The organism is Bacillus sp. HSf4 (assembly GCF_029537375.1).
Lineage (GTDB): Bacteria > Bacillota > Bacilli > Bacillales > Bacillaceae > Bacillus > Bacillus sonorensis_A.
In genome coordinates this window covers 4,268,822-4,287,624 of the sequence record NZ_CP120679.1, presented here as the reverse complement: position 1 = coordinate 4,287,624, position 18,803 = coordinate 4,268,822, and the positions used below count along the sequence as shown (strand labels likewise).

Below are 18,803 nucleotides of genomic sequence, written 5' to 3'. Positions count from 1 at the left end.
GGATGTCAATCCGGCATGCCTATATATTGACATCCGCTATGCGGTGTGATATTTAAGATGTGAACAAAAGAGCAACCATTGATCTACATATTCTTCAATCAAAAAGGAGAGAGAACAGGTGGCTAAAAAAGAATTTAAAGCAGAGTCTAAAAGATTGCTGGACATCATGATCAACTCGATTTATTCCCAAAGGGAGGTCTTCTTAAGAGAGCTTGTTTCAAATGCGAGCGATGCCATCGACAAAATTTACTATAAAGCGCTCACAGACGACGCTTTGACGTTTAACAAAGATGATTATTACATTAAAATCTCGGCCGACAAACAAAACAGAACACTGACCGTATCGGACACCGGGATCGGCATGACAAAGGAAGAGCTCGAGGAGCACCTTGGAACGATCGCCAAAAGCGGCTCCCTTACGTTTAAACATGAAAATGAACCGAAAGACGGGCACGATATCATCGGCCAGTTCGGCGTCGGCTTTTACGCCGCTTTTATGGTGGCTGATGTTGTCACTGTCATCACAAAGGCGCTCGGCAGTGATGAGGCGTATAAATGGGAGTCCGCCGGGGCGGACGGCTACACGATTGAGCCGTGCACAAAGGAATCGGTCGGAACAGATGTCATTTTGAAGCTGAAAGAGAACACTGAGGATGAACAATATGAAGAATACTTGGAAGTCCATCGGCTGAAAAACATCATCAAAACATACTCTGATTTCATCCGCTATCCGATCAAGATGGATGTCACCGTCAACAAGCCGAAAGAGGACGCCGAAAATGAATTTGAAGAAGTTCAGGAAGAACAGACGGTCAACAGCATGGTGCCGATTTGGCGAAAGAATAAAACCGAGCTGACAGATGAGGATTATGAAGCGTTTTATGCGGAAAAGCACTACGGATTTGACAAGCCTCTCGCCCATATCCATACGAGCGTCGACGGTGCGGTGAGATACCAGGCGATCCTGTTTATTCCGGAAAACATTCCGTTTAACTACTATTCAAAAGAATTCGAGAAGGGCTTGGAGCTGTACTCAAACGGCGTGTTGATCATGAACAAATGCCCGGATCTGCTTCCGGATCATTTCAGCTTTGTCAAGGGTATGGTCGATTCAGAGGATTTATCCCTCAACATCTCAAGAGAGATGCTCCAGCATGACAGGCAGCTGAAGCTGATCGCCAAAAACATCAGCAAGAAAATCAAAAACGAGCTGAAAAGCCTGCTGAAAAACAACCGCGACACGTATGAGGCTTTTTACCAATCATTCGGCAGACAGCTTAAGTTCGGCATCTACAATGATTTCGGCGCCAACAAAGACGTGCTGAAGGACCTCTTAATGTTCTACTCGTCCAAAGAGAAAAAGCTTGTGACGCTTGATGAGTATGTGTCAAGAATGCCTGAGGATCAGAAATATATTTATTATGCGTCTGGCGAATCGTATGAGCGGATTGAAAAGCTTCCACAGACAGAGCTTGTGTCTGAGAAAGGCTATGAAATTTTATATTTCACGGAAGATATCGATGAATTTGCCATCAAAATGCTGGCGAATTACGAAGAAAAAGAATTTAAATCCGTATCAAGCGGAGACCTTGGTATTGAATCAGAAGATGATCAAAACCAATCAGATGCAGATGAGAACCAATATAAAGAGCTGTTTGAGGAAATGAAAAACATTTTATCAGGCAAGGTGAAAAACGTCAGGCCGTCAAAACGATTAAAAACCCATTCCGTATGTCTCGCGGCTGACGGCGAAGTCACCATTGAGATGGAAAAAATTCTAAATGCGATGCCTGATAATCAGCATGTCAAAGCGGATAAAGTGCTTGAGATCAATACAAATCACGAGGTATTTGACACATTGCAGGCCGCGTTTGAAAACGATAAAGAAAAGTTCAGCTTATACACCGGTCTTCTCTACAACCAAGCGCTGCTGATCGAAGGCCTGCCGATCGACGACCCTGTCGAGTTTACGAATGATATATGCAAAGTGATGGCCTAAAACGGCTGACCGGTTTTCTAAAATTCACGACAGCCTAATTTTGTTTTTGAACCTTATATATTGAATATGCTCCTGAGCATTATAGTAGCGGGAACATCTAACCGATCGACAATAGAATAGCTCCTGTAAAGGAGTCAGCTTCAGCCTGAAAGTAAGATCGTCTTCGTTTAGCGGCCAGGACGGTCTTACTTTTTTTGTCTGATGACATGGTGGCCACAATCAAAATGCCGAAAATAAGCATGAGTTGGATTGCGCTTTCAACTGCCATACTCTCACCCCCGCCCTTATGAAGCTGAATCTATTGTTCATTTTACTTTGCTCGTATTCAGCAGAACATCCCAGAAGGAAACAATGAGCAGTCATTGCTTTCGTTTTTTATCGGCTGGGTGTACCGGGGCTGCTGCTGTCACCGGTGACTGATCCTTACGACAAAATGACTGTTCCAAGAAAAAGATATGGTCCATGGGGAGAACGGCAAGTCCACAAGGAACAAAACACGAACTGACTTAAATTGGTTGTCTTAAATAGCATGAATAAACCATAAAAACCATGGAAATCACAAAGAAGATCCGTCTCAGGAGTTTAGAGACGGATCTTTTTTTGTGAAATTAATGTTTGACGACTTCTTGACCCCTTACATTCCAAGTCATGGCGAAGATGATGGCCGCAATGGCGCATGAAGCTGTGAGCAGAGTGAATCCCGCATCCCAGCCGGATGCATCAACGATAACCCCCATTAAGGCGTTTGCTGTCAGGGTTCCGCCCAAGTAGCCGAACAGGCCGGTTAATCCTGCCGCAGTCCCGGCGGCTTTTTTCGGAACAAAGTCAAGCGCCTGCAGACCGATCAGCATGACCGGGCCGTAGATGAGGAAGCCGATGGCAATTAATGAAGCCATGTCGATCATCGGATTGCCCGCCGGATTGAACCAGTAGACAAGCACGGCGATCAATACCCCGAGCATAAAGACAAAGCCAGCAGGCCCCCGGCGCCCCTTAAACCATTTATCCGAAATCCAGCCGCAAAGCAGGGTGCCCGGAATGCCTGCCCACTCATACAGAAAATAGGCGACACTGGATTTGCTCATATCAAATCCTTTTTCTTCGCTTAAATAGGTCGGCGCCCAGTCTAAGACGCCGTAGCGGACGAAGTAGACAAAAATGTTTGCGAGCGCGATAGCCCATACCCATTTGTTATTGAGCACATATTTGAAAAGGATGTCTTTTGTCGATAATTCCGTTTCAAACGTTTTTTTCTCTTTGCTTGAATAATCATTGCGATATTCTTCGATCGGCGGCAACCCGACCGATTGCGGAGTGTCGCGAATCAGCAGGTAACTAATCAAGGCAACGACAATGGCGACGAGTGCCGGCAGAATAAAGACCCCTTCATAGCCTGTCACAGAGTTCCCCGCGATTCCGGAGAAGGCAGCCACGCCTGCGACGGCGATTGGCGCCATCAGCCCTCCGCCGACATTGTGGGCGACATTCCAGATCGCCGTTTTATTTCCCCTTTCACTGACACTAAACCAGTGAACAAGGACGCGTCCTGATGGCGGCCATCCCATTCCCTGAAACCAGCCATTTAAAAACAGCATGATAAACATAATGGCGATGGATGAGGTAAAGAACGGAACAAACCCCATCAGCAGGCTGATAACGGCGGAAAGAATCAGTCCCGCCGGCAGAAACATTCTCGGATTGCTTCTGTCCGATATGGTGGCCATCACAAATTTGCTGAGCCCGTAGGAAATCGAAAGTGCGGATAAAGCAAAACCGAGCGCCGATTTTGAAAATCCTTCTTCAATCAAATAAGGCATGGCAAGCGAGAAGTTTTTGCGAATCAAATAGTACGCCGCATAGCCGATGAAAATACCGAGAAACACTTGCAGTCTGAGTTTCTTGTATTCAGGATCAATTCTTTCTTCCGGCAATCTTTCAATCGGCGGAGCAGGTTTAAACAGTTTAAGCATGGTCTTTCTCCTTCTTATCGATTACTGGTTGTCATTTAAAACCTCTTGAAGACGGTCGGGGAAATTGGTGAACATTCCCGTCACGCCCCAATCGAGCAGTCTCTTCATGTCCTCTTTTTCATTCACGGTATACGGATGGATCAACAACCCGTGGCTCCGTACTTTTTGAACATACGCTTGATCGATGCGGTCATAGTTCATGCCGAGGCCGACGCTGTATGATTGATATGCCTCCAGTTCAGCATCCGTGATGGAAGCGGGTTTGTCATACCACAACAATTGCACAAGCGGAATGTTGGGGTTTGCTTGATGAATGATTTTTAAGCTTTCCGGACTAAAGGATTGTATGATGACTTTGCTTGAACGAAGATTAGGTCCTGTTAATTTGTACTGATCAAGGATATCCAGCAATTTTTCTTCCATGTGGTCGTAGACTTCGGGCGATTTCGTTTCAATATAATAACGCGCGCTTTTGCCGAACCTTTGGATCACTTCCTCGAGAGTAGGAACTTTGAGCCCGGCATATACCGGCTTGGCCAGTTCAGGATACTTTTCATTAAACCAGGAGCCGGCATCAAGCTTTTTGATTTCCTCCAGCGTATAGTCTTTGACATACCCGGTTCCATTGGTGGTACGGTCCAATGTTTCATCATGCATCGCAACCAGTTCGCCGTCTTTTGTCATTTGCAGATCGATTTCTATGTAATCGCCTTTCATTTTTTGCCCAAGCTCATAAGCCAAGAGGGTATGTTCAGGCGCGTGCCCGGATGCACCGCGGTGGGCGACATTTAAAATGTGATTCGGGTTAAGCTGCTTGTGGGCCGGTGCGGCTGCTTCAGCATGAATCCCGGCGCCGAAACCCGCTCCAATCAGCGCGGCCGTCATGACAGCATTTCGGAAAAATCGTTTCATGATATCATCTCTCCTTTCAGATTGTTTTGCTGTTTGCACGTGAATTTGCTTTTTTACATGGCCGACTTCCCTCCTCTTCGGACAAAGAAAAAAGATCCACAAAAAAACCTCTCAATCTAAGGTTCTTGTAGTGGATCTCCTGTTTTCTCCGTCACTCTTATTAACTTCTTTCCTATCATATCAGAAATGGAAGCGCTGTCAATTGTTTTCGTGAAAAAAACCTATCTTAGCAGATAGGTTTTTTAACAGTGGTTTAGCGCGCAAACAATTGATCGATAAAGGCAAAATCATCTTCGGAAAGGTTGATTTTCGCCGTTTTTAAGTTGTCGATCAACTGATCGGCCCGTTTCGCACCAGGAATTAAAATATCGATTTCCGGTCTTGCCAAGTACCAAGCCAGCACGACATGAGCGATGCCGACATTGTGTTTTTCAGCAATTGGAGCGAGCTGATTCACTTTTTTGATGTTTTCTTTAAAACGGTCGCCTTGGAAATTTTCCATTTCTCTTCGAAGGTCGCCTTCAGGGAATGTTGTATTTTCGGTGTATTTTCCAGCCAATAAACCGGATACGAGCGGGAAAAACGGAACGAACGAAATGTTGTGCTCCTGTGTATACGGGAAGAATGTCGTTTCAGCTTCCCTGTTTAGCAGGTTGTATTCACCCTGCAGAACATCGACCAGTCCGTCCTTGTTCGCTTCTTTCAGCTGTTCGAGGGAGAAATTGGAGACGCCGATCGATCTGATTTTTCCTTCCTGCTTCAGCTCGTGAAGGGCTCCGACGGCTTCGTCTTTCGGTGTTTTTTCATCAGGGAAATGGATATAGAAAAGGTCAATGTAGTCTGTTTGCAGACGTTTTAGGCTTTCGTCCACGGATTTCTTCAAAAATGCCGGAGAGTTGTCAAAGACAAAGTCGTCCCCTTCTTTTCTATGAGCGGCCTTTGTGGCGATGACCACATCTTCGCGGTTAAATTCGCGCAGGACTTCACCGATGAGCTCTTCAGAGCGGCCGATTCCATATATGTAGGCGGTGTCCAGGAAATTCACGCCATTCTTGATCGCTTCCCGCACCAGCTCTTTGCCCGTTTCTTCATTGAGATTCGGGTAAAGGTTGTGGCCTCCTACTGCATTCGTGCCTAAACCAATCGGAAATACTTGAAGATCTGACTTGCCAATTCTTACTTTTTGCACTTTTTTCCCCTCCTGAAAGATAAATGATTGGCCGGCCGTTTTCATCATGCCGGCCAAGCAGCTCACTTTTACTATAAATGCTACGCCAGATGAATTTCAATTTTATGCTCTTTGCAAAATTTGTTATATTCTTCATCGAGCGGTTTTGATGTTACAATGCAATGCAGCCTTTCGAAATGCGCATATGTCAGCAAAGTGGATTTGCCGAATTTGGTGTGATCGGCCAATAAATACACTTCTTTTGCTTTTTCGGAAATCTTTTTTTTGATTTCATATTCAAGCAGGTCGGAATTTGTCAGACCGTGGGTAAGTGTTGCTCCGGTGGCTGACATAAAAGCTTTGTTAATATTGTATTTATCCAAAGTGCTGGGGTCATCCATTCCCACAAACGACTGCGTTTTCCGTTTATAGTTGTTTCCGATGATGATCAAGTTGATGTTTTTCATGGCAGCGGCGGCATTGATGATATCCAGACTGTTCGTTAAAACGGTTACATTTTTATTTGGGTCAAGAGTTTCCAAAATAGATTGTGTCGTTGTTCCGGAATCGATGAAAATCAGGTCATGGTCCTCGATAAAACGGGAAGCATAGTGCGCTATTTTTGTTTTCGCATCTTTGTTTTGGATCGTCCGGTTTTCAAAAGGGACCAACGCCGTTTTTTCAATAGCTGTTACGCCGCCGTATACTTTTTTAATGACTCCTTTTTCGGTCAATTTGTTGATATCGCGTCTGACCGTGTTTTTAGAGACATTGAAGACCTGGCACAGTTCATCTAATGAAACGGTGCCATTAGTCAAAATGTATTCTTCCATCTCCTTTATCCGCATTAATTTCATATCAAAAATCTCCTTCTAGAAACTTTAATTTAGGTATGAAAAAACCAAAAGTTGACCAATAATTGCTTAAGAAATGATAACATTGGTGGTTATACTTTGCAAGATTTACCCTATTCTTTTTTATTATACAATGTTTATATAAATAGTTTTAAGGTTTTCTTCAAATATTATAAAAGAAAAAATTTATTTATTTGTGATTGACTTATGGGTAGGATCAGATTAGAATATAACCAAGAAATGACCAAAACGTGATAATATTAATCAAAACTTTTGGGGCCAGATAAAACGTCATGACGTTGCGGTTCTTTTGACGAAGCTGTATTGGTCAAGTTTTTGTAAGCGTTTAATTTAACTCTTTTTCAAAAAATCGGTTATGTAATGAAGGGATATTCCCGAGTTCATTCATAATGATTGGATCCTGCCCCATCTGTACCAGTGGATGTTTAATATTCAAGGAGGTTATAAGAATGGCAGAAGTCAGAAAGTTAAAAAACTATATCAATGGAGAATGGGTTGAAAGCAAAACCGATAAATATGAAGATGTTGTCAATCCTGCGACAAAAGAAGTGCTGTGTCAAGTGCCGATCTCGACGCGCGAGGATATAGAATATGCAGCGGAGAAAGCGGCTGAAGCGTTTAAAACATGGTCGAAGGTAGCCGTGCCGCGGAGAGCGAGAATTTTATTTAACTTTCAGCAGCTGTTGACTCAGCATAAAGAAGAGCTTGCCCGCCTCATTACAATTGAAAATGGAAAAAACACAAAAGAAGCGCTGGGCGAAGTGGGACGCGGAATCGAAAACGTCGAGTTTGCTGCGGGCGCTCCGTCTTTGATGATGGGCGATTCACTCGCGACGATTGCAACTGATGTCGAAGTTGCGAACTACCGCTACCCGATCGGAGTCGTCGGCGGAATCGCGCCTTTCAATTTCCCGATGATGGTTCCGTGCTGGATGTTCCCAATGGCCATCGCTTTAGGAAACACGTTTATACTGAAACCTTCCGAGCGTACACCGCTTTTGACGGAGAAGCTTGTTGAGCTGTTTGAAGAAGCCGGGCTTCCAAAAGGCGTATTTAATGTGGTATACGGCGCGCATGATGTGGTGAACGGCATTCTCGAACACCCTGAAATTAAAGCGATTTCATTCGTCGGCTCCAAACCGGTCGGAGAATATGTCTATAAAAAAGGAAGCGAAAATCTGAAACGCGTTCAATCGTTGACAGGCGCTAAAAACCACACCATCGTTCTGAACGATGCCAATCTTGAAGATACGGTAACAAATATCATCGGCGCGGCTTTCGGCTCTGCCGGCGAACGCTGCATGGCCTGTGCGGTTGTCACCGTGGAAGAAGGAATTGCCGATCAATTCATGGAGAAATTGCTTGAAAAAGCGGGCGAGGTCAAAATCGGAAACGGCCTTGATGACGGCGTCTTCTTAGGGCCGGTCATCCGCGAAGACAACAAAAAACGCACGTTCGGCTACATCCAAAAAGGAATTGAAGAAGGTGCGAGACTTGTTTGCGACGGGCGTGAAAACGTTACGGATGATGGCTATTTTGTCGGGCCGACAATCTTTGACAATGTCAGAACAGATATGACGATTTGGAAAGATGAAATCTTTGCTCCGGTACTGTCCGTGATTCGTGTGAAAAACTTAAAAGAAGCTGTTGAGATCGCCAACCAATCCGAATTTGCAAACGGCGCGTGCCTTTTCACATCTAATTCGAATGCGATTCGCTATTTCCGCGAAAACATCGATGCGGGCATGCTCGGCATCAACCTGGGTGTACCGGCTCCGATGGCCTTCTTCCCATTCTCAGGCTGGAAGTCATCGTTCTTCGGTACATTGCATGCCAACGGAAAAGACAGCGTAGATTTCTACACGCGCAAAAAAGTCGTGACCGCAAGATATCCGGCGCCTGACTTTAACTAAAAGTGAAAACGTCCGAACGGCGTGGCCATCACGCTGTTCGGCCTATGTTTGAAAGATCGATTGAAAAAAGGAGGCTTTTCAATGAGTCATTTGTTGCGCAAACCGCAGGCGAATGAGCTATCAGAAGGCGTAAAACTTGTCCATGAAGTGAAGAAATCAAACTCCGACCTGAACTATGTTGAATTTAAAGTCATTGACCTTGCACCGGGTGCCCGTTATGAGGAGGCTTTAAATAAACAGGAATGCTGCATCGTGGCTGTGACCGGGAAGATTACCGTCTCCGATCATGAACAGACGTTTGAAAATATCGGCACACGAGAAAGCGTTTTCGAGAAAAAACCGACCGACAGTGTTTATGTGTCAAATGACCGTTCTTTTGTGATCACCGCGCCTGCACAGGCAAGGGTTGCCCTTTGCTATTCTCCATCTGAAAAACAGCTGCCGACGAAGCTGATCAAAGCGGAAGACAACGGTGTTGAACATCGCGGGAAATTCAGCAACAAACGAACCGTCCATAACATTCTTCCGGACTCAGATCCTTCAGCGAACAGCCTTTTAGTCGTCGAAGTTTATACAGAAAGCGGAAACTGGTCCAGCTATCCGCCGCATAAACATGACCAAGACAATTTGCCTGAAGAATCCTTTTTAGAAGAAACGTACTATCATGAACTTGACCCTGCCCAAGGCTTTGTATTTCAGCGCGTGTACACAGACGACCGTTCAATTGACGAAACGATGACTGTCGAGAACGAAAACGTTGTGATCGTGCCGGCTGGATATCATCCGGTAGGCGTGCCTGACGGATACACGTCCTATTATTTAAATGTGATGGCAGGTCCGACGCGGAAGTGGAAGTTTCATAATGATCCTGACCATGAGTGGATCCTGGAACGCTAACAATTAGGCGAGGAGTGGCTGTTTAAGATGAAGTATACATTTAATGAAGAAAAAGAATTTGACATTGTGGCAATCGGCCGCGCATGCATTGATTTGAACGCGGTTGAATACAACCGGCCGATGGAGCAGACAATGACATTCTCAAAATATGTCGGCGGCTCGCCGGCCAATATCGCGATCGGCAGTTCAAAATTGGGTTTGAAAGCCGGTTTCATCGGCAAAATTCCTGATGACCAGCATGGAAGATTCATAGAAAGCTATATGAGAAATACGGGTGTCGACACATCGCAAATGGCGGTTGACAAAGAGGGGCATAAAGCAGGGCTTGCCTTTACGGAAATTTTAAGCCCTGAAGAATGCAGCATTTTAATGTACAGAGACGATGTTGCAGACCTATACCTTGAGCCTTCTGAAGTCGATGAAAATTACATTGCCAAAGCCAAAATGCTTTTAGTCTCAGGTACGGCGCTGGCTAAAAGCCCGTCCCGTGAAGCGGTGTTGAAGGCCGTACAGCTGGCAAAGAAGCATCAGGTGAAAGTGGTCTTTGAACTCGATTACCGTCCATATACGTGGACGTCTGCAGATGAAACAGCTGTTTACTACAGTCTCGTTGCCGAGCAATCCGACATTGTCATCGGGACCCGTGATGAATTTGATGTGATGGAAAACCGCACAGGCGGTATCAACAAGGAATCGGTTCAGCATTTGTTTGCGCATTCCGCAGATCTCGTCGTTATCAAACACGGTGTCGAAGGTTCATACGCATACAGCAAATCCGGGGACGTCTTCCGGGCTAAAGCATATAAGACGAAAGTGTTGAAAACATTTGGAGCAGGCGATTCATACGCTTCGGCCTTTTTATACGGGCTTGTCACAGGCAAACACATTGAAACGGCGTTGAAATATGGAAGCGCTTCAGCATCGATTGTTGTCTCCAAGCATAGCTCATCTGAAGCCATGCCTACTGTCGCTGAGATTGAAGAACTGATTGCGGCGCAGTCTTGAATGAAAACGAATAAAGGTGGGATCGTTTGTGGGCAAGAAAATACGGTTAACAACAGCACAAGCGTTAATCAAATTCTTAAATCAGCAATACATCCATGTTGACGGGGAAGAAACTCCATTTGTCGAGGGGATCTTCACAATTTTCGGGCACGGAAACGTCGTTGGAATCGGCCAGGCGCTTGAACAGGATGCCGGCCACTTAAAGGTGTTTCAAGGTAAAAACGAACAGGGAATGGCCCATGCAGCAATGGCTTACAGCAAGCAGATGCTGAGAAGGAAGATCTATGCCGTCTCGACATCGGTCGGACCGGGAGCGGCCAATCTTGTGGCCGCTGCAGGTACAGCGCTTGCGAACAACATTCCCGTCCTCCTGATTCCGGCTGATACATTTGCGACAAGACAGCCTGATCCTGTTCTTCAGCAAGTGGAGCAAGAATACAGCGCGGCAATTACGACGAACGATGCATTGAAGCCGGTTTCGAGGTATTGGGACCGCATCACACGTCCTGAACAGTTAATGAGCAGTCTGATCCGCGCCTTTGAAGTGATGACAGATCCTGCAAAAGCGGGTCCGGCAACGATTTGCATTTCCCAAGACGTTGAAGGTGAAGCCTTTGATTTTGATGAAAGCTTCTTTGTGAAGCGCGTTCACTACATCGACCGCAAGCACCCGAGCGAGCGTGAACTTGAAGGTGCGGCTAAGCTGATCAAGTCAAGCAAAAAACCGCTCATCTTAGTCGGCGGCGGTGCGAAGTATTCCGGTGCGCGCGACGAATTAATCGCGATGTCTGAAGCTTACAACATTCCGCTGGTGGAAACCCAGGCCGGGAAATCAACGGTTGAAGCCGATTTTGCCAACAATTTGGGCGGTATGGGCATCACCGGTACGCTGGCAGCAAACAAAGCCGCCCGCGAGGCTGATTTGATCATCGGAATCGGCACGAGATACACCGATTTTGCAACATCCTCCAAAACGGCTTTTGACTTTGACAACGCAAAGTTTTTAAACATCAATGTCAGCAGAATGCAGGCGTATAAGCTGGATGCTTTCCAGGTTGTCGCGGATGCGAAAGTGACGCTCGGCAAGCTGCACGGCTTATTGGAAGGCTATAAGAGTGAGTTCGGTTCAACCATCAAGGAGCTGAAAGACGAATGGCTTGCTGAACGCGACCGCTTGAGCAAAGTCACATTTAAGCGCGAAAACTTCACGCCTGAAATTAAAGATCATTTTTCTCAGGAAGTGCTTAACGAATATGCGGATGCATTGAAAACGGAACTGCCGCAAACAACGGCATTGCTGGCCATCAATGAAACAGTTGATCCAGACAGCGTCGTCATTTGTTCAGCAGGCTCTCTTCCGGGCGACCTGCAGCGGCTCTGGCATTCCAACGTACCGAATACGTACCACTTGGAATACGGTTATTCCTGCATGGGATATGAAGTATCGGGAACGCTCGGCCTGAAATTGGCTCATCCGGACAGAGAGGTCTATTCACTGGTTGGGGACGGAAGCTTCCTGATGCTTCACTCCGAGCTGATTACAGCTATCCAGTACAACAAAAAGATCAATGTGCTGCTCTTTGACAACTCGGGCTTCGGCTGCATCAACAATCTGCAAATGGACCATGGAAGCGGCAGCTACTATTGTGAATTCAGAACGGATGATAACCAAATCCTCAACGTCGACTACGCAAAAGTTGCCGAAGGATACGGAGCCAAAACTTATAAAGCCAACACGATTGAAGAATTGAAAGCCGCGCTTGAAGATGCGAAGAAACAGGATGTTTCAACATTGATCGAAATGAAAGTGCTGCCGAAGACGATGACGGACGGCTATGACAGCTGGTGGCACGTTGGTGTTGCAGAGGTTTCAGAACAGGAAAGCGTTCAAAAAGCTTATGATGCAAAAGAAAAAATGCTGGAATCTGCAAAGCAGTATTAAAGGAGGCACCAGGATGGGCAAGGCGGAAATTCTATGGGGCATCGCCCCCATAGGATGGCGAAATGACGACATTCCGGAAATCGGAGCTGGCAACACGCTTCAACATTTGCTGAGCGATATCGTTGTTGCCGGCTTTCAAGGCACAGAGGTTGGAGGTTTTTTCCCGGAACCGGCGATTTTAAATAAAGAGCTTAAGTTAAGAAACTTAAAGATTGCAGGAAAGTGGTTCAGCAGCTTTATTCTCTGGGACGGTATCGAAGAAACCGCCAAAGAATTCAAGGCTCACTGTCAGTACCTGCAAGAGGTCGATGCGGATGTTGCGGTCGTGTCTGAACAAACGTACAGTGTGCAGGGCCTTGATAAAAATGTATTTACAGAAAAGCCGCACTTTACAGATGAGGAATGGCGAAAGCTTTGCGAAGGATTGAATCAGCTTGGCAAAATCGCAGACCAGTATGATCTGCAGCTGGTCTATCATCATCATCTGGGAACAGGGGTGCAGACGGAAGAAGAAGTCGACCGGCTTATGGCCGGGACTGATCCGGCATGTGTGCATCTCCTTTATGATACAGGGCACGCCTACATCTCTGATGGCAACTATATGAACATTCTGAAGAAGCATATCGGCCGAATTAAACATGTTCATTTTAAAGATGCGCGTCTTGATATTATGGAAAAGTGCAAAGCCGAAGGAAAATCGTTCAGGCAGGCGTTTTTACAAGGCATGTTCACGGTTCCCGGCGACGGCTGCATCGACTTTACGGAAGTGTATCAAACACTTTTACAGCATGACTATTCCGGCTGGATCGTTGTGGAAGCCGAACAGGATCCCGAAGTGGCAAACCCTCTAGAATACGCGCTGATCGCCAGAACATATATCGACCGTCACTTGTTGAATCCCGCAGCAACCAATTAAGGGGGCTTTACATTGAACAATGGAAATGCAGCAGTCTCACCATTCAATAAACGAACCATAGCAGCAGCATTGGCAAATTACATCGACGCGGGTTCCATTGTAGCAGGGTCAGCTGGTTTATCTTTATGGGTCAGTTATTTAAAACTTTCGGATACACAGATCGGACTGCTCGGCGCGTTTAGCGCAAACGCCATCTCAGCCGCAATCGGCGCGCTGCTCGGCGGCTTTTTGGCCGACAAAATTGGCCGAAAGGCTGTCTATACGAACAGTATGCTGGTTTATGCACTGGGGATTTGTTTAGTATTGTTCGGCACCAGCTTTCCCTTTTTGTTAAGCGGTTACATTATTATCGGTTTATCGGTAGGAGCTGATATTACGGCTTCCTGGACGATCATCGCAGAGAACGCACCTAAGAAAAACAGGGCGCGTCATTGCGGAGTTGCACAGGTCGCATGGGCTGCGGGGGCGGTTGTGGTCCTGCTGCTGTCGGTCCTCCTTGGTGATTTAGGCTTATTGGGCAATAAAATCGTGTTTGGGCATTTGCTCGTTATCGCATTGATCACCTATGTTCTGCGGAAAAGGCTGCCGGAATCCGATGCCTGGCAGGATCAATCCGAAACGGCTCAAGCCGTTAGGAAGCCGAAGACGTCTTATCTCGATTTGCTTCAGCCTAAGTATTTGAAAAGCATTTTATTCTTAATGGGCGTGTACTTGGTTTGGAATCTGGCTGCAGGTGTCATGGGGTTTTTTATGCCTTACATTTATCAGCAGGTCGGCGGTGTATCAGCGACCATGGCAAACGTTTTGCAGATGGGGCTGTTTATTTTCACCGGGCTTGGCGTCGCTTTTATCTTCATGCCGTTTGCAGACAAATACAGGAAGACAGTGTTTGGGATCTCCGCGTTTGCGGCGGTGATCGGCTGGTCATTGTTTCTGCTTCCGGCAGAGGGCATGCCGATTCTCATCCTCTTTATCGTGATGATCGGCATAAACAACGGGGCAGGGCAACAGGCCAATTATCAACTATGGGCGAGTGAAATTTTCCCGACGGAATATCGTGCATCTGCACAAGGGTTGATGTTCTTCCTCGTTCGTATCTCAATCGGGGCTTGGAGCCTTTTCGTTCCAATGATCATCTCGAATTTTGGAATTGCATTCATGGCGGCCATACTCCTTGGATGTGTAACGGCCAGCATGCTGATCGGGCTCTTTTTTGCACCGAATACATCCGGTAAGTCGCTTGAACAAATTCAGGAAGAGTTGTATGGAACTCCTCCGGCTCAAGCGGGGCAAGTGCAAACAAGAAAAATTATGTAACTACATTTGAAGGAGTGGCTATCAATGAATTTACGCATAGGTGTTATTGGTACAGGAGCAATCGGAAAAGAACATATCAACCGCATCACAAATAAATTAGCCGGCGGCGAAATTGTCGCGGTTACCGATGTGAACCAGGAAGCAGCTCAGCAAGTCGTAACGGACTTCAGCTTGAATGCCAAAGTCTATCCGGACGACGACAGCCTGATCGCAGCGGAAAATGTCGACGCGGTGTTGGTCACAAGCTGGGGACCGGCTCATGAATCAAGTGTTTTGAAAGCGATTAAAGCAAACAAATTCGTATTTTGTGAAAAGCCTCTGGCGACGACTGCGGAAGGATGCATGCGGATCGTCAATGAAGAAATCAAAGCGGGCAAACGTCTCGTGCAAGTCGGCTTTATGCGCCGTTATGACAGCGGTTACGTACAGCTGAAAGAAGCGATCGACAACCGCGTCATCGGCGAGCCGCTCATGATCCACTGTGCGCACCGCAACCCGGCTGTCGGCGACAACTACACAACAGATATGGCTGTTGTCGATACCCTTGTCCATGAAATAGACGCCCTGCACTGGCTGATCAATGATGACTACGAATCTGTTCAGGTCATTTATCCGAAAAAATCGAAAAACGCGCTTCCTCATTTGCGTGATCCGCAAATCGTCATCATCGAAACGAAAGGCGGAGTCGTGATCAATGCGGAAATCTATGTCAATTGCAAATACGGATATGACATTCAGTGTGAAATCGTTGGTGAAGACGGCATCGTGAAGCTTCCTGAACCGTCCAGCATTTCTTTGAGAAAAGACGGAAAATTCTCTACAGATATCCTGATGGATTGGCAGCGCCGCTTCGTGGACGCCTACGATGTAGAGATCCAAGATTTCATTGACTCAATCCAACAGAAAGGCGAGGTCAGCGGGCCGACTGCATGGGACGGCTATATCGCCGCCGTAACGACGGACGCCTGTGTGAAAGCTCAGGAATCCGGACAGAAAGAACCTGTGGCGCTTCAGGAGAAACCGGAATTCTATCAAACGTTCACAACTGTTAAAAAATAAAAACTTTCCGAGGAGTGAAAAGTGTGAAATTAGCATTGGATCCATCGATGTATCGTGATGATTTAACTTTGGAGGAAACGGTCTATAAAACGGCGGAGCTTGGCTACGAATATATCGAACTATCGCCGCGCGAAGATTTTTGTCCATTCTATAAATATCCGAAAGTCGATTCAGCAAAAATCAAACAATTAAAGCGGCTTTTAAGAGATACCGGTGTTAAGCTTTCATCGCTCCTTCCGCTTTACCACTGGGCAGGTCCTGATGAAGATCGCCGTCAGGCAGCTGTGCGCAACTGGAAAAGGGCGATCGAAATTGCGGTCGAGCTTGAAGTCGATTTGATGAACAGCGAATTCAGCGGTTCAAAATACGATCCTTTAACAAGTGAAGAAAAATTTATCAAATCCATGGATGAGCTTCTGCCAGTCTTTGAAAAAGAAGGCATTAAACTCAATCTTCAAGCCCATCCATACGATTTTATCGAAACGCACAAAGGTGCGATGGATATGATCCGCGCGCTTGACAAGGATTGGATCAATCTTGTCTACTCGACTGCGCATACATTCTTCTATGATGACGGCAAAGGCGACATCGAGACAATGTTTGACGAAGCCGGCGACCGCCTCACACATGTTTTATTTGCAGATACCTATAATCATAAAGCGGCTCATGGCCTTCGCTACATTGTCAATCCGCCTGACGCGAAAGTAACGGTTCACCAGCATTTAGATATTGGTCAAGGCGAGGTCGATTTTGATACGATCTTCAGAAAGCTGAGAGAGATGAAGTTCGACGGAATTGCGACGAACGCCGTTTTTGCTTGGGTCGACGAAAGAGCGGATGAATCAAGCAGATTCATGCTTGAAAAATTGAAACAGGAACTATTAGGATAAGCCCCTGAGTTCGGCGCCAGGCCGAACTCTCTCTTCACAAGAATATCAGATAAGGAGAATCTAATATGAAGCTATGCTTTAATGAAGCAACGACGTTGGAAAATTCAAACCTTGCAAAGGATCTCGAATACTGTGAGAAGCATGGATACGATTATATCGAAATCCGGACGATGGATAAGCTGCCTGAGTATTTAAAAGACCATTCTCTATCAGAATTGGCCGAGTATTTTCAAACACATCATATTAAACCGCTTGCATTAAATGCCTTAGTTTTCTTCAATAACCGTGATGAAGAGGGGTACAAGAGCATCATCACCGAATTCAAAGGCATGATGGAAACGTGCAAGGCGCTTGGCGTGAAATACGTAGTCGCCGTTCCGCTCGTTACAGAAGAGAAAATATTGAAAGAAGACATCAAAAAAAGCTCTGTCAGCGTCTTGACTGAGCTGTCCGATATCGCCGAGCCGTACGGCGTGAAGATTGCTGTTGAATTTGTCGGGCATCCGGAATGTACCGTCAATACGTTCTCACAGGCTTACGATATCTTAAACACGGTCAACCGCGATAATGTCGGGCTTGTGTTTGACAGCTTCCACTTCCATGCTATGGGCTCAAATCTTGAAGACTTGAAGCAGGCGGATGGAAAGAAAATTTTTATTTATCACATTGATGATACGGAAGATTTCCCGATCGGCATTTTAAGAGATGAAGACCGTGTATGGCCGGGACAGGGAGCGATTGACTTGGATGCTCACCTATCCACTTTAAAGGAAATCGGTTTTTCAGACGTTGTGTCTGTTGAATTGTTCAGACCTGAATATTATAAGCTCAGTGCGGAAGAAACGATTAAAAAGGCAAAAGAAACAACGGTTGACGTTGTGTCAAAATACTTCAAGATGTAACACGAGATAGGAGGGGTGAACGTGGCTTTCGTTTCCATGAAGAATCTTCTTCGAGAAGCAAAGAAACAGCATTACGCAATCGGCCAGTTTAATATAAACGGCCTTCAATGGACAAAGGCGATTTTACAAGCGGCGGAAGAAGAGCGGTCACCTGTCATTGCGGCTGCCTCTGACCGGCTCATTGATTATTTGGGCGGATTTAAAACGGTTGCCGCCATGGTGGATGCACTGGTCAAAGAAATGTCAATCACCGTTCCGGTTGTCTTGCACCTCGACCACGGAAGAAGCCCTGAGCGCTGTAAAAAAGCGATTGACGCAGGCTTTAGTTCAGTGATGATTGACGGTTCCCACTCCCCGATTGACGACAATATCGCCATGACAAAAGAGGTCGTAGCTTATGCCCGGGCACACAATGTGTCTGTTGAAGCAGAGGTGGGCACAGTAGGCGGTATGGAAGACGGGCTCGTCGGCGGCGTGAAATACGCCGATATCGAGGAATGTGAACGCCTTGTCAAAGAAGCCGATATTGATGCGCTGGCTGCAGCTCTCGGCTCTGTCCATGGTAAATATCAAGGTGAGCCTAATTTAGGATTTAAAGAAATGGAAGAAATTTCACGGGTGACAGATATTCCGCTTGTTCTTCATGGGGCTTCGGGAATCCCGACTGACCAAATCGAAAGGGCGATCCGGCTCGGTCATGCAAAAATCAACATTAATACCGAATGCATGGTGGCCTGGACTGAGAAAACCCGCAGCATGTTTAAAGAAAATCCGGATCTGTATGAACCGCGCGCCTATATGACGCCTGGGATCGAAGCCGTCAAGGAAACGGTCAAGCTGAAAATGAGAGAGTTTGGGTCCTCCGGAAAAGCCGCATACACCCAAGAAATCAAAGTCTGATTGAGATATAAAAACCTGCCGGCACTCACTTTCGATAGTGAGTGTTTTTTTATTGTAAAGGAATACTAAAAGTTCCAAATTTATATTGACTGTAATTGATATAATAGTTATAATTTCCTTCATAATCCATTTGGGTCA

The 18,803-nt window shown here is 46.1% G+C and carries 16 protein-coding genes; 11 read left to right on the top strand and 5 right to left on the bottom strand.

Features of this window, described 5'->3' with window-relative positions:
- Positions 1-118: 118 nt before the first annotated feature.
- On the top strand, positions 119-1,999 hold the full coding sequence (gene htpG / locus P3X63_RS22025; protein ID WP_077735924.1) for a molecular chaperone HtpG: 1,881 nt from the start codon (positions 119-121) through the stop codon (positions 1,997-1,999).
- 97 nt (positions 2,000-2,096) lie between these two features.
- On the opposite strand, the gene P3X63_RS22020 is transcribed toward htpG, so the two are convergent.
- The 5 genes from P3X63_RS22020 to P3X63_RS22000 form a co-directional block, all read right to left on the bottom strand.
- A complete protein-coding gene (locus P3X63_RS22020) occupies positions 2,097-2,267 on the bottom strand; it encodes a putative holin-like toxin (RefSeq protein ID WP_277692086.1) in 171 nt (56 codons plus the stop codon).
- A 340-nt stretch (positions 2,268-2,607) separates the two neighbouring features.
- Positions 2,608-3,969, bottom strand: a complete 1,362-nt coding sequence (gene glpT, locus P3X63_RS22015; RefSeq protein WP_026589382.1) for a glycerol-3-phosphate transporter — start codon at positions 3,967-3,969, stop codon at positions 2,608-2,610.
- A 21-nt stretch (positions 3,970-3,990) separates the two neighbouring features.
- Positions 3,991-4,881: a glycerophosphodiester phosphodiesterase gene (locus P3X63_RS22010; protein WP_077736136.1), complete on the bottom strand. Its 891-nt coding sequence runs from the start codon at positions 4,879-4,881 to the stop codon at positions 3,991-3,993.
- A 253-nt stretch (positions 4,882-5,134) separates the two neighbouring features.
- Entirely contained in the window at positions 5,135-6,115 is a 981-nt protein-coding gene (locus P3X63_RS22005; protein ID WP_481748584.1) for an aldo/keto reductase, read from the bottom strand.
- Positions 6,116-6,150: 35 nt separating this feature from the next.
- Positions 6,151-6,906, bottom strand: a complete 756-nt coding sequence (locus P3X63_RS22000) for a DeoR/GlpR family DNA-binding transcription regulator (protein WP_026589379.1) — start codon at positions 6,904-6,906, stop codon at positions 6,151-6,153.
- Between the two features lie 467 nt (positions 6,907-7,373).
- On the opposite strand from P3X63_RS22000, the gene iolA reads away from it, so the two are divergent.
- The 10 genes from iolA to fba all read left to right on the top strand — a co-directional run bounded on the left by iolA (position 7,374) and on the right by fba (position 18,665).
- Positions 7,374-8,837 (top strand): methylmalonate-semialdehyde dehydrogenase, encoded by a 1,464-nt coding sequence (gene iolA / locus P3X63_RS21995; protein WP_277692083.1) that lies wholly within the window; start codon positions 7,374-7,376, stop codon positions 8,835-8,837.
- 81 nt (positions 8,838-8,918) lie between these two features.
- Positions 8,919-9,734 (top strand): 5-deoxy-glucuronate isomerase, encoded by an 816-nt coding sequence (gene iolB, locus P3X63_RS21990; protein ID WP_277692081.1) that lies wholly within the window; start codon positions 8,919-8,921, stop codon positions 9,732-9,734.
- A 27-nt stretch (positions 9,735-9,761) separates the two neighbouring features.
- A complete protein-coding gene (iolC, locus tag P3X63_RS21985) occupies positions 9,762-10,739 on the top strand; it encodes a 5-dehydro-2-deoxygluconokinase (RefSeq protein WP_026589376.1) in 978 nt (325 codons plus the stop codon).
- A gap of 28 nt (positions 10,740-10,767) precedes the next feature.
- Positions 10,768-12,681: a 3D-(3,5/4)-trihydroxycyclohexane-1,2-dione acylhydrolase (decyclizing) gene (gene iolD / locus P3X63_RS21980; protein WP_026589375.1), complete on the top strand. Its 1,914-nt coding sequence runs from the start codon at positions 10,768-10,770 to the stop codon at positions 12,679-12,681.
- 13 nt (positions 12,682-12,694) lie between these two features.
- Complete coding sequence (iolE, locus tag P3X63_RS21975; RefSeq protein WP_026589374.1) at positions 12,695-13,597, top strand: myo-inosose-2 dehydratase; 903 nt, start codon at positions 12,695-12,697, stop codon at positions 13,595-13,597.
- Between the two features lie 12 nt (positions 13,598-13,609).
- The gene (locus P3X63_RS21970; protein ID WP_077735930.1) at positions 13,610-14,914 is read left to right on the top strand and encodes an MFS transporter; all 1,305 of its coding nucleotides are present in this window, start codon (positions 13,610-13,612) and stop codon (positions 14,912-14,914) included.
- Between the two features lie 24 nt (positions 14,915-14,938).
- Positions 14,939-15,973: a bifunctional inositol 2-dehydrogenase/D-chiro-inositol 1-dehydrogenase gene (gene iolG / locus P3X63_RS21965; RefSeq protein WP_026589372.1), complete on the top strand. Its 1,035-nt coding sequence runs from the start codon at positions 14,939-14,941 to the stop codon at positions 15,971-15,973.
- Between the two features lie 23 nt (positions 15,974-15,996).
- The gene (locus P3X63_RS21960) at positions 15,997-16,863 is read left to right on the top strand and encodes a sugar phosphate isomerase/epimerase family protein (protein ID WP_026589371.1); all 867 of its coding nucleotides are present in this window, start codon (positions 15,997-15,999) and stop codon (positions 16,861-16,863) included.
- Positions 16,864-16,928: 65 nt separating this feature from the next.
- A complete protein-coding gene (iolI, locus tag P3X63_RS21955) occupies positions 16,929-17,765 on the top strand; it encodes a 2-keto-myo-inositol isomerase (protein ID WP_026589370.1) in 837 nt (278 codons plus the stop codon).
- A gap of 21 nt (positions 17,766-17,786) precedes the next feature.
- On the top strand, positions 17,787-18,665 hold the full coding sequence (gene fba, locus P3X63_RS21950; RefSeq protein ID WP_026589369.1) for a class II fructose-1,6-bisphosphate aldolase: 879 nt from the start codon (positions 17,787-17,789) through the stop codon (positions 18,663-18,665).
- Positions 18,666-18,803 lie beyond the last annotated feature (138 nt).

Excerpts from the sequence above, each read along its gene's own strand:
- P3X63_RS22020 (WP_277692086.1), bottom strand. The coding sequence starts at position 2,267 with ATGGCAGTTGAAAGCGCAATCCAACTCATGCTTATTTTCGGCATTTTG.
- glpT (WP_026589382.1), bottom strand. The coding sequence starts at position 3,969 with ATGCTTAAACTGTTTAAACCTGCTCCGCCGATTGAAAGATTGCCGGAA.
- P3X63_RS22010 (WP_077736136.1), bottom strand. The coding sequence starts at position 4,881 with ATGAAACGATTTTTCCGAAATGCTGTCATGACGGCCGCGCTGATTGGA.
- P3X63_RS22005 (WP_481748584.1), bottom strand. The coding sequence starts at position 6,115 with ATGAAAACGGCCGGCCAATCATTTATCTTTCAGGAGGGGAAAAAAGTG.
- P3X63_RS22000 (WP_026589379.1), bottom strand. The coding sequence starts at position 6,906 with ATGAAATTAATGCGGATAAAGGAGATGGAAGAATACATTTTGACTAAT.
- iolA (WP_277692083.1), top strand. The coding sequence starts at position 7,374 with ATGGCAGAAGTCAGAAAGTTAAAAAACTATATCAATGGAGAATGGGTT.
- iolB (WP_277692081.1), top strand. The coding sequence starts at position 8,919 with ATGAGTCATTTGTTGCGCAAACCGCAGGCGAATGAGCTATCAGAAGGC.
- iolC (WP_026589376.1), top strand. The coding sequence starts at position 9,762 with ATGAAGTATACATTTAATGAAGAAAAAGAATTTGACATTGTGGCAATC.
- iolE (WP_026589374.1), top strand. The coding sequence starts at position 12,695 with ATGGGCAAGGCGGAAATTCTATGGGGCATCGCCCCCATAGGATGGCGA.
- iolG (WP_026589372.1), top strand. The coding sequence starts at position 14,939 with ATGAATTTACGCATAGGTGTTATTGGTACAGGAGCAATCGGAAAAGAA.
- iolI (WP_026589370.1), top strand. The coding sequence starts at position 16,929 with ATGAAGCTATGCTTTAATGAAGCAACGACGTTGGAAAATTCAAACCTT.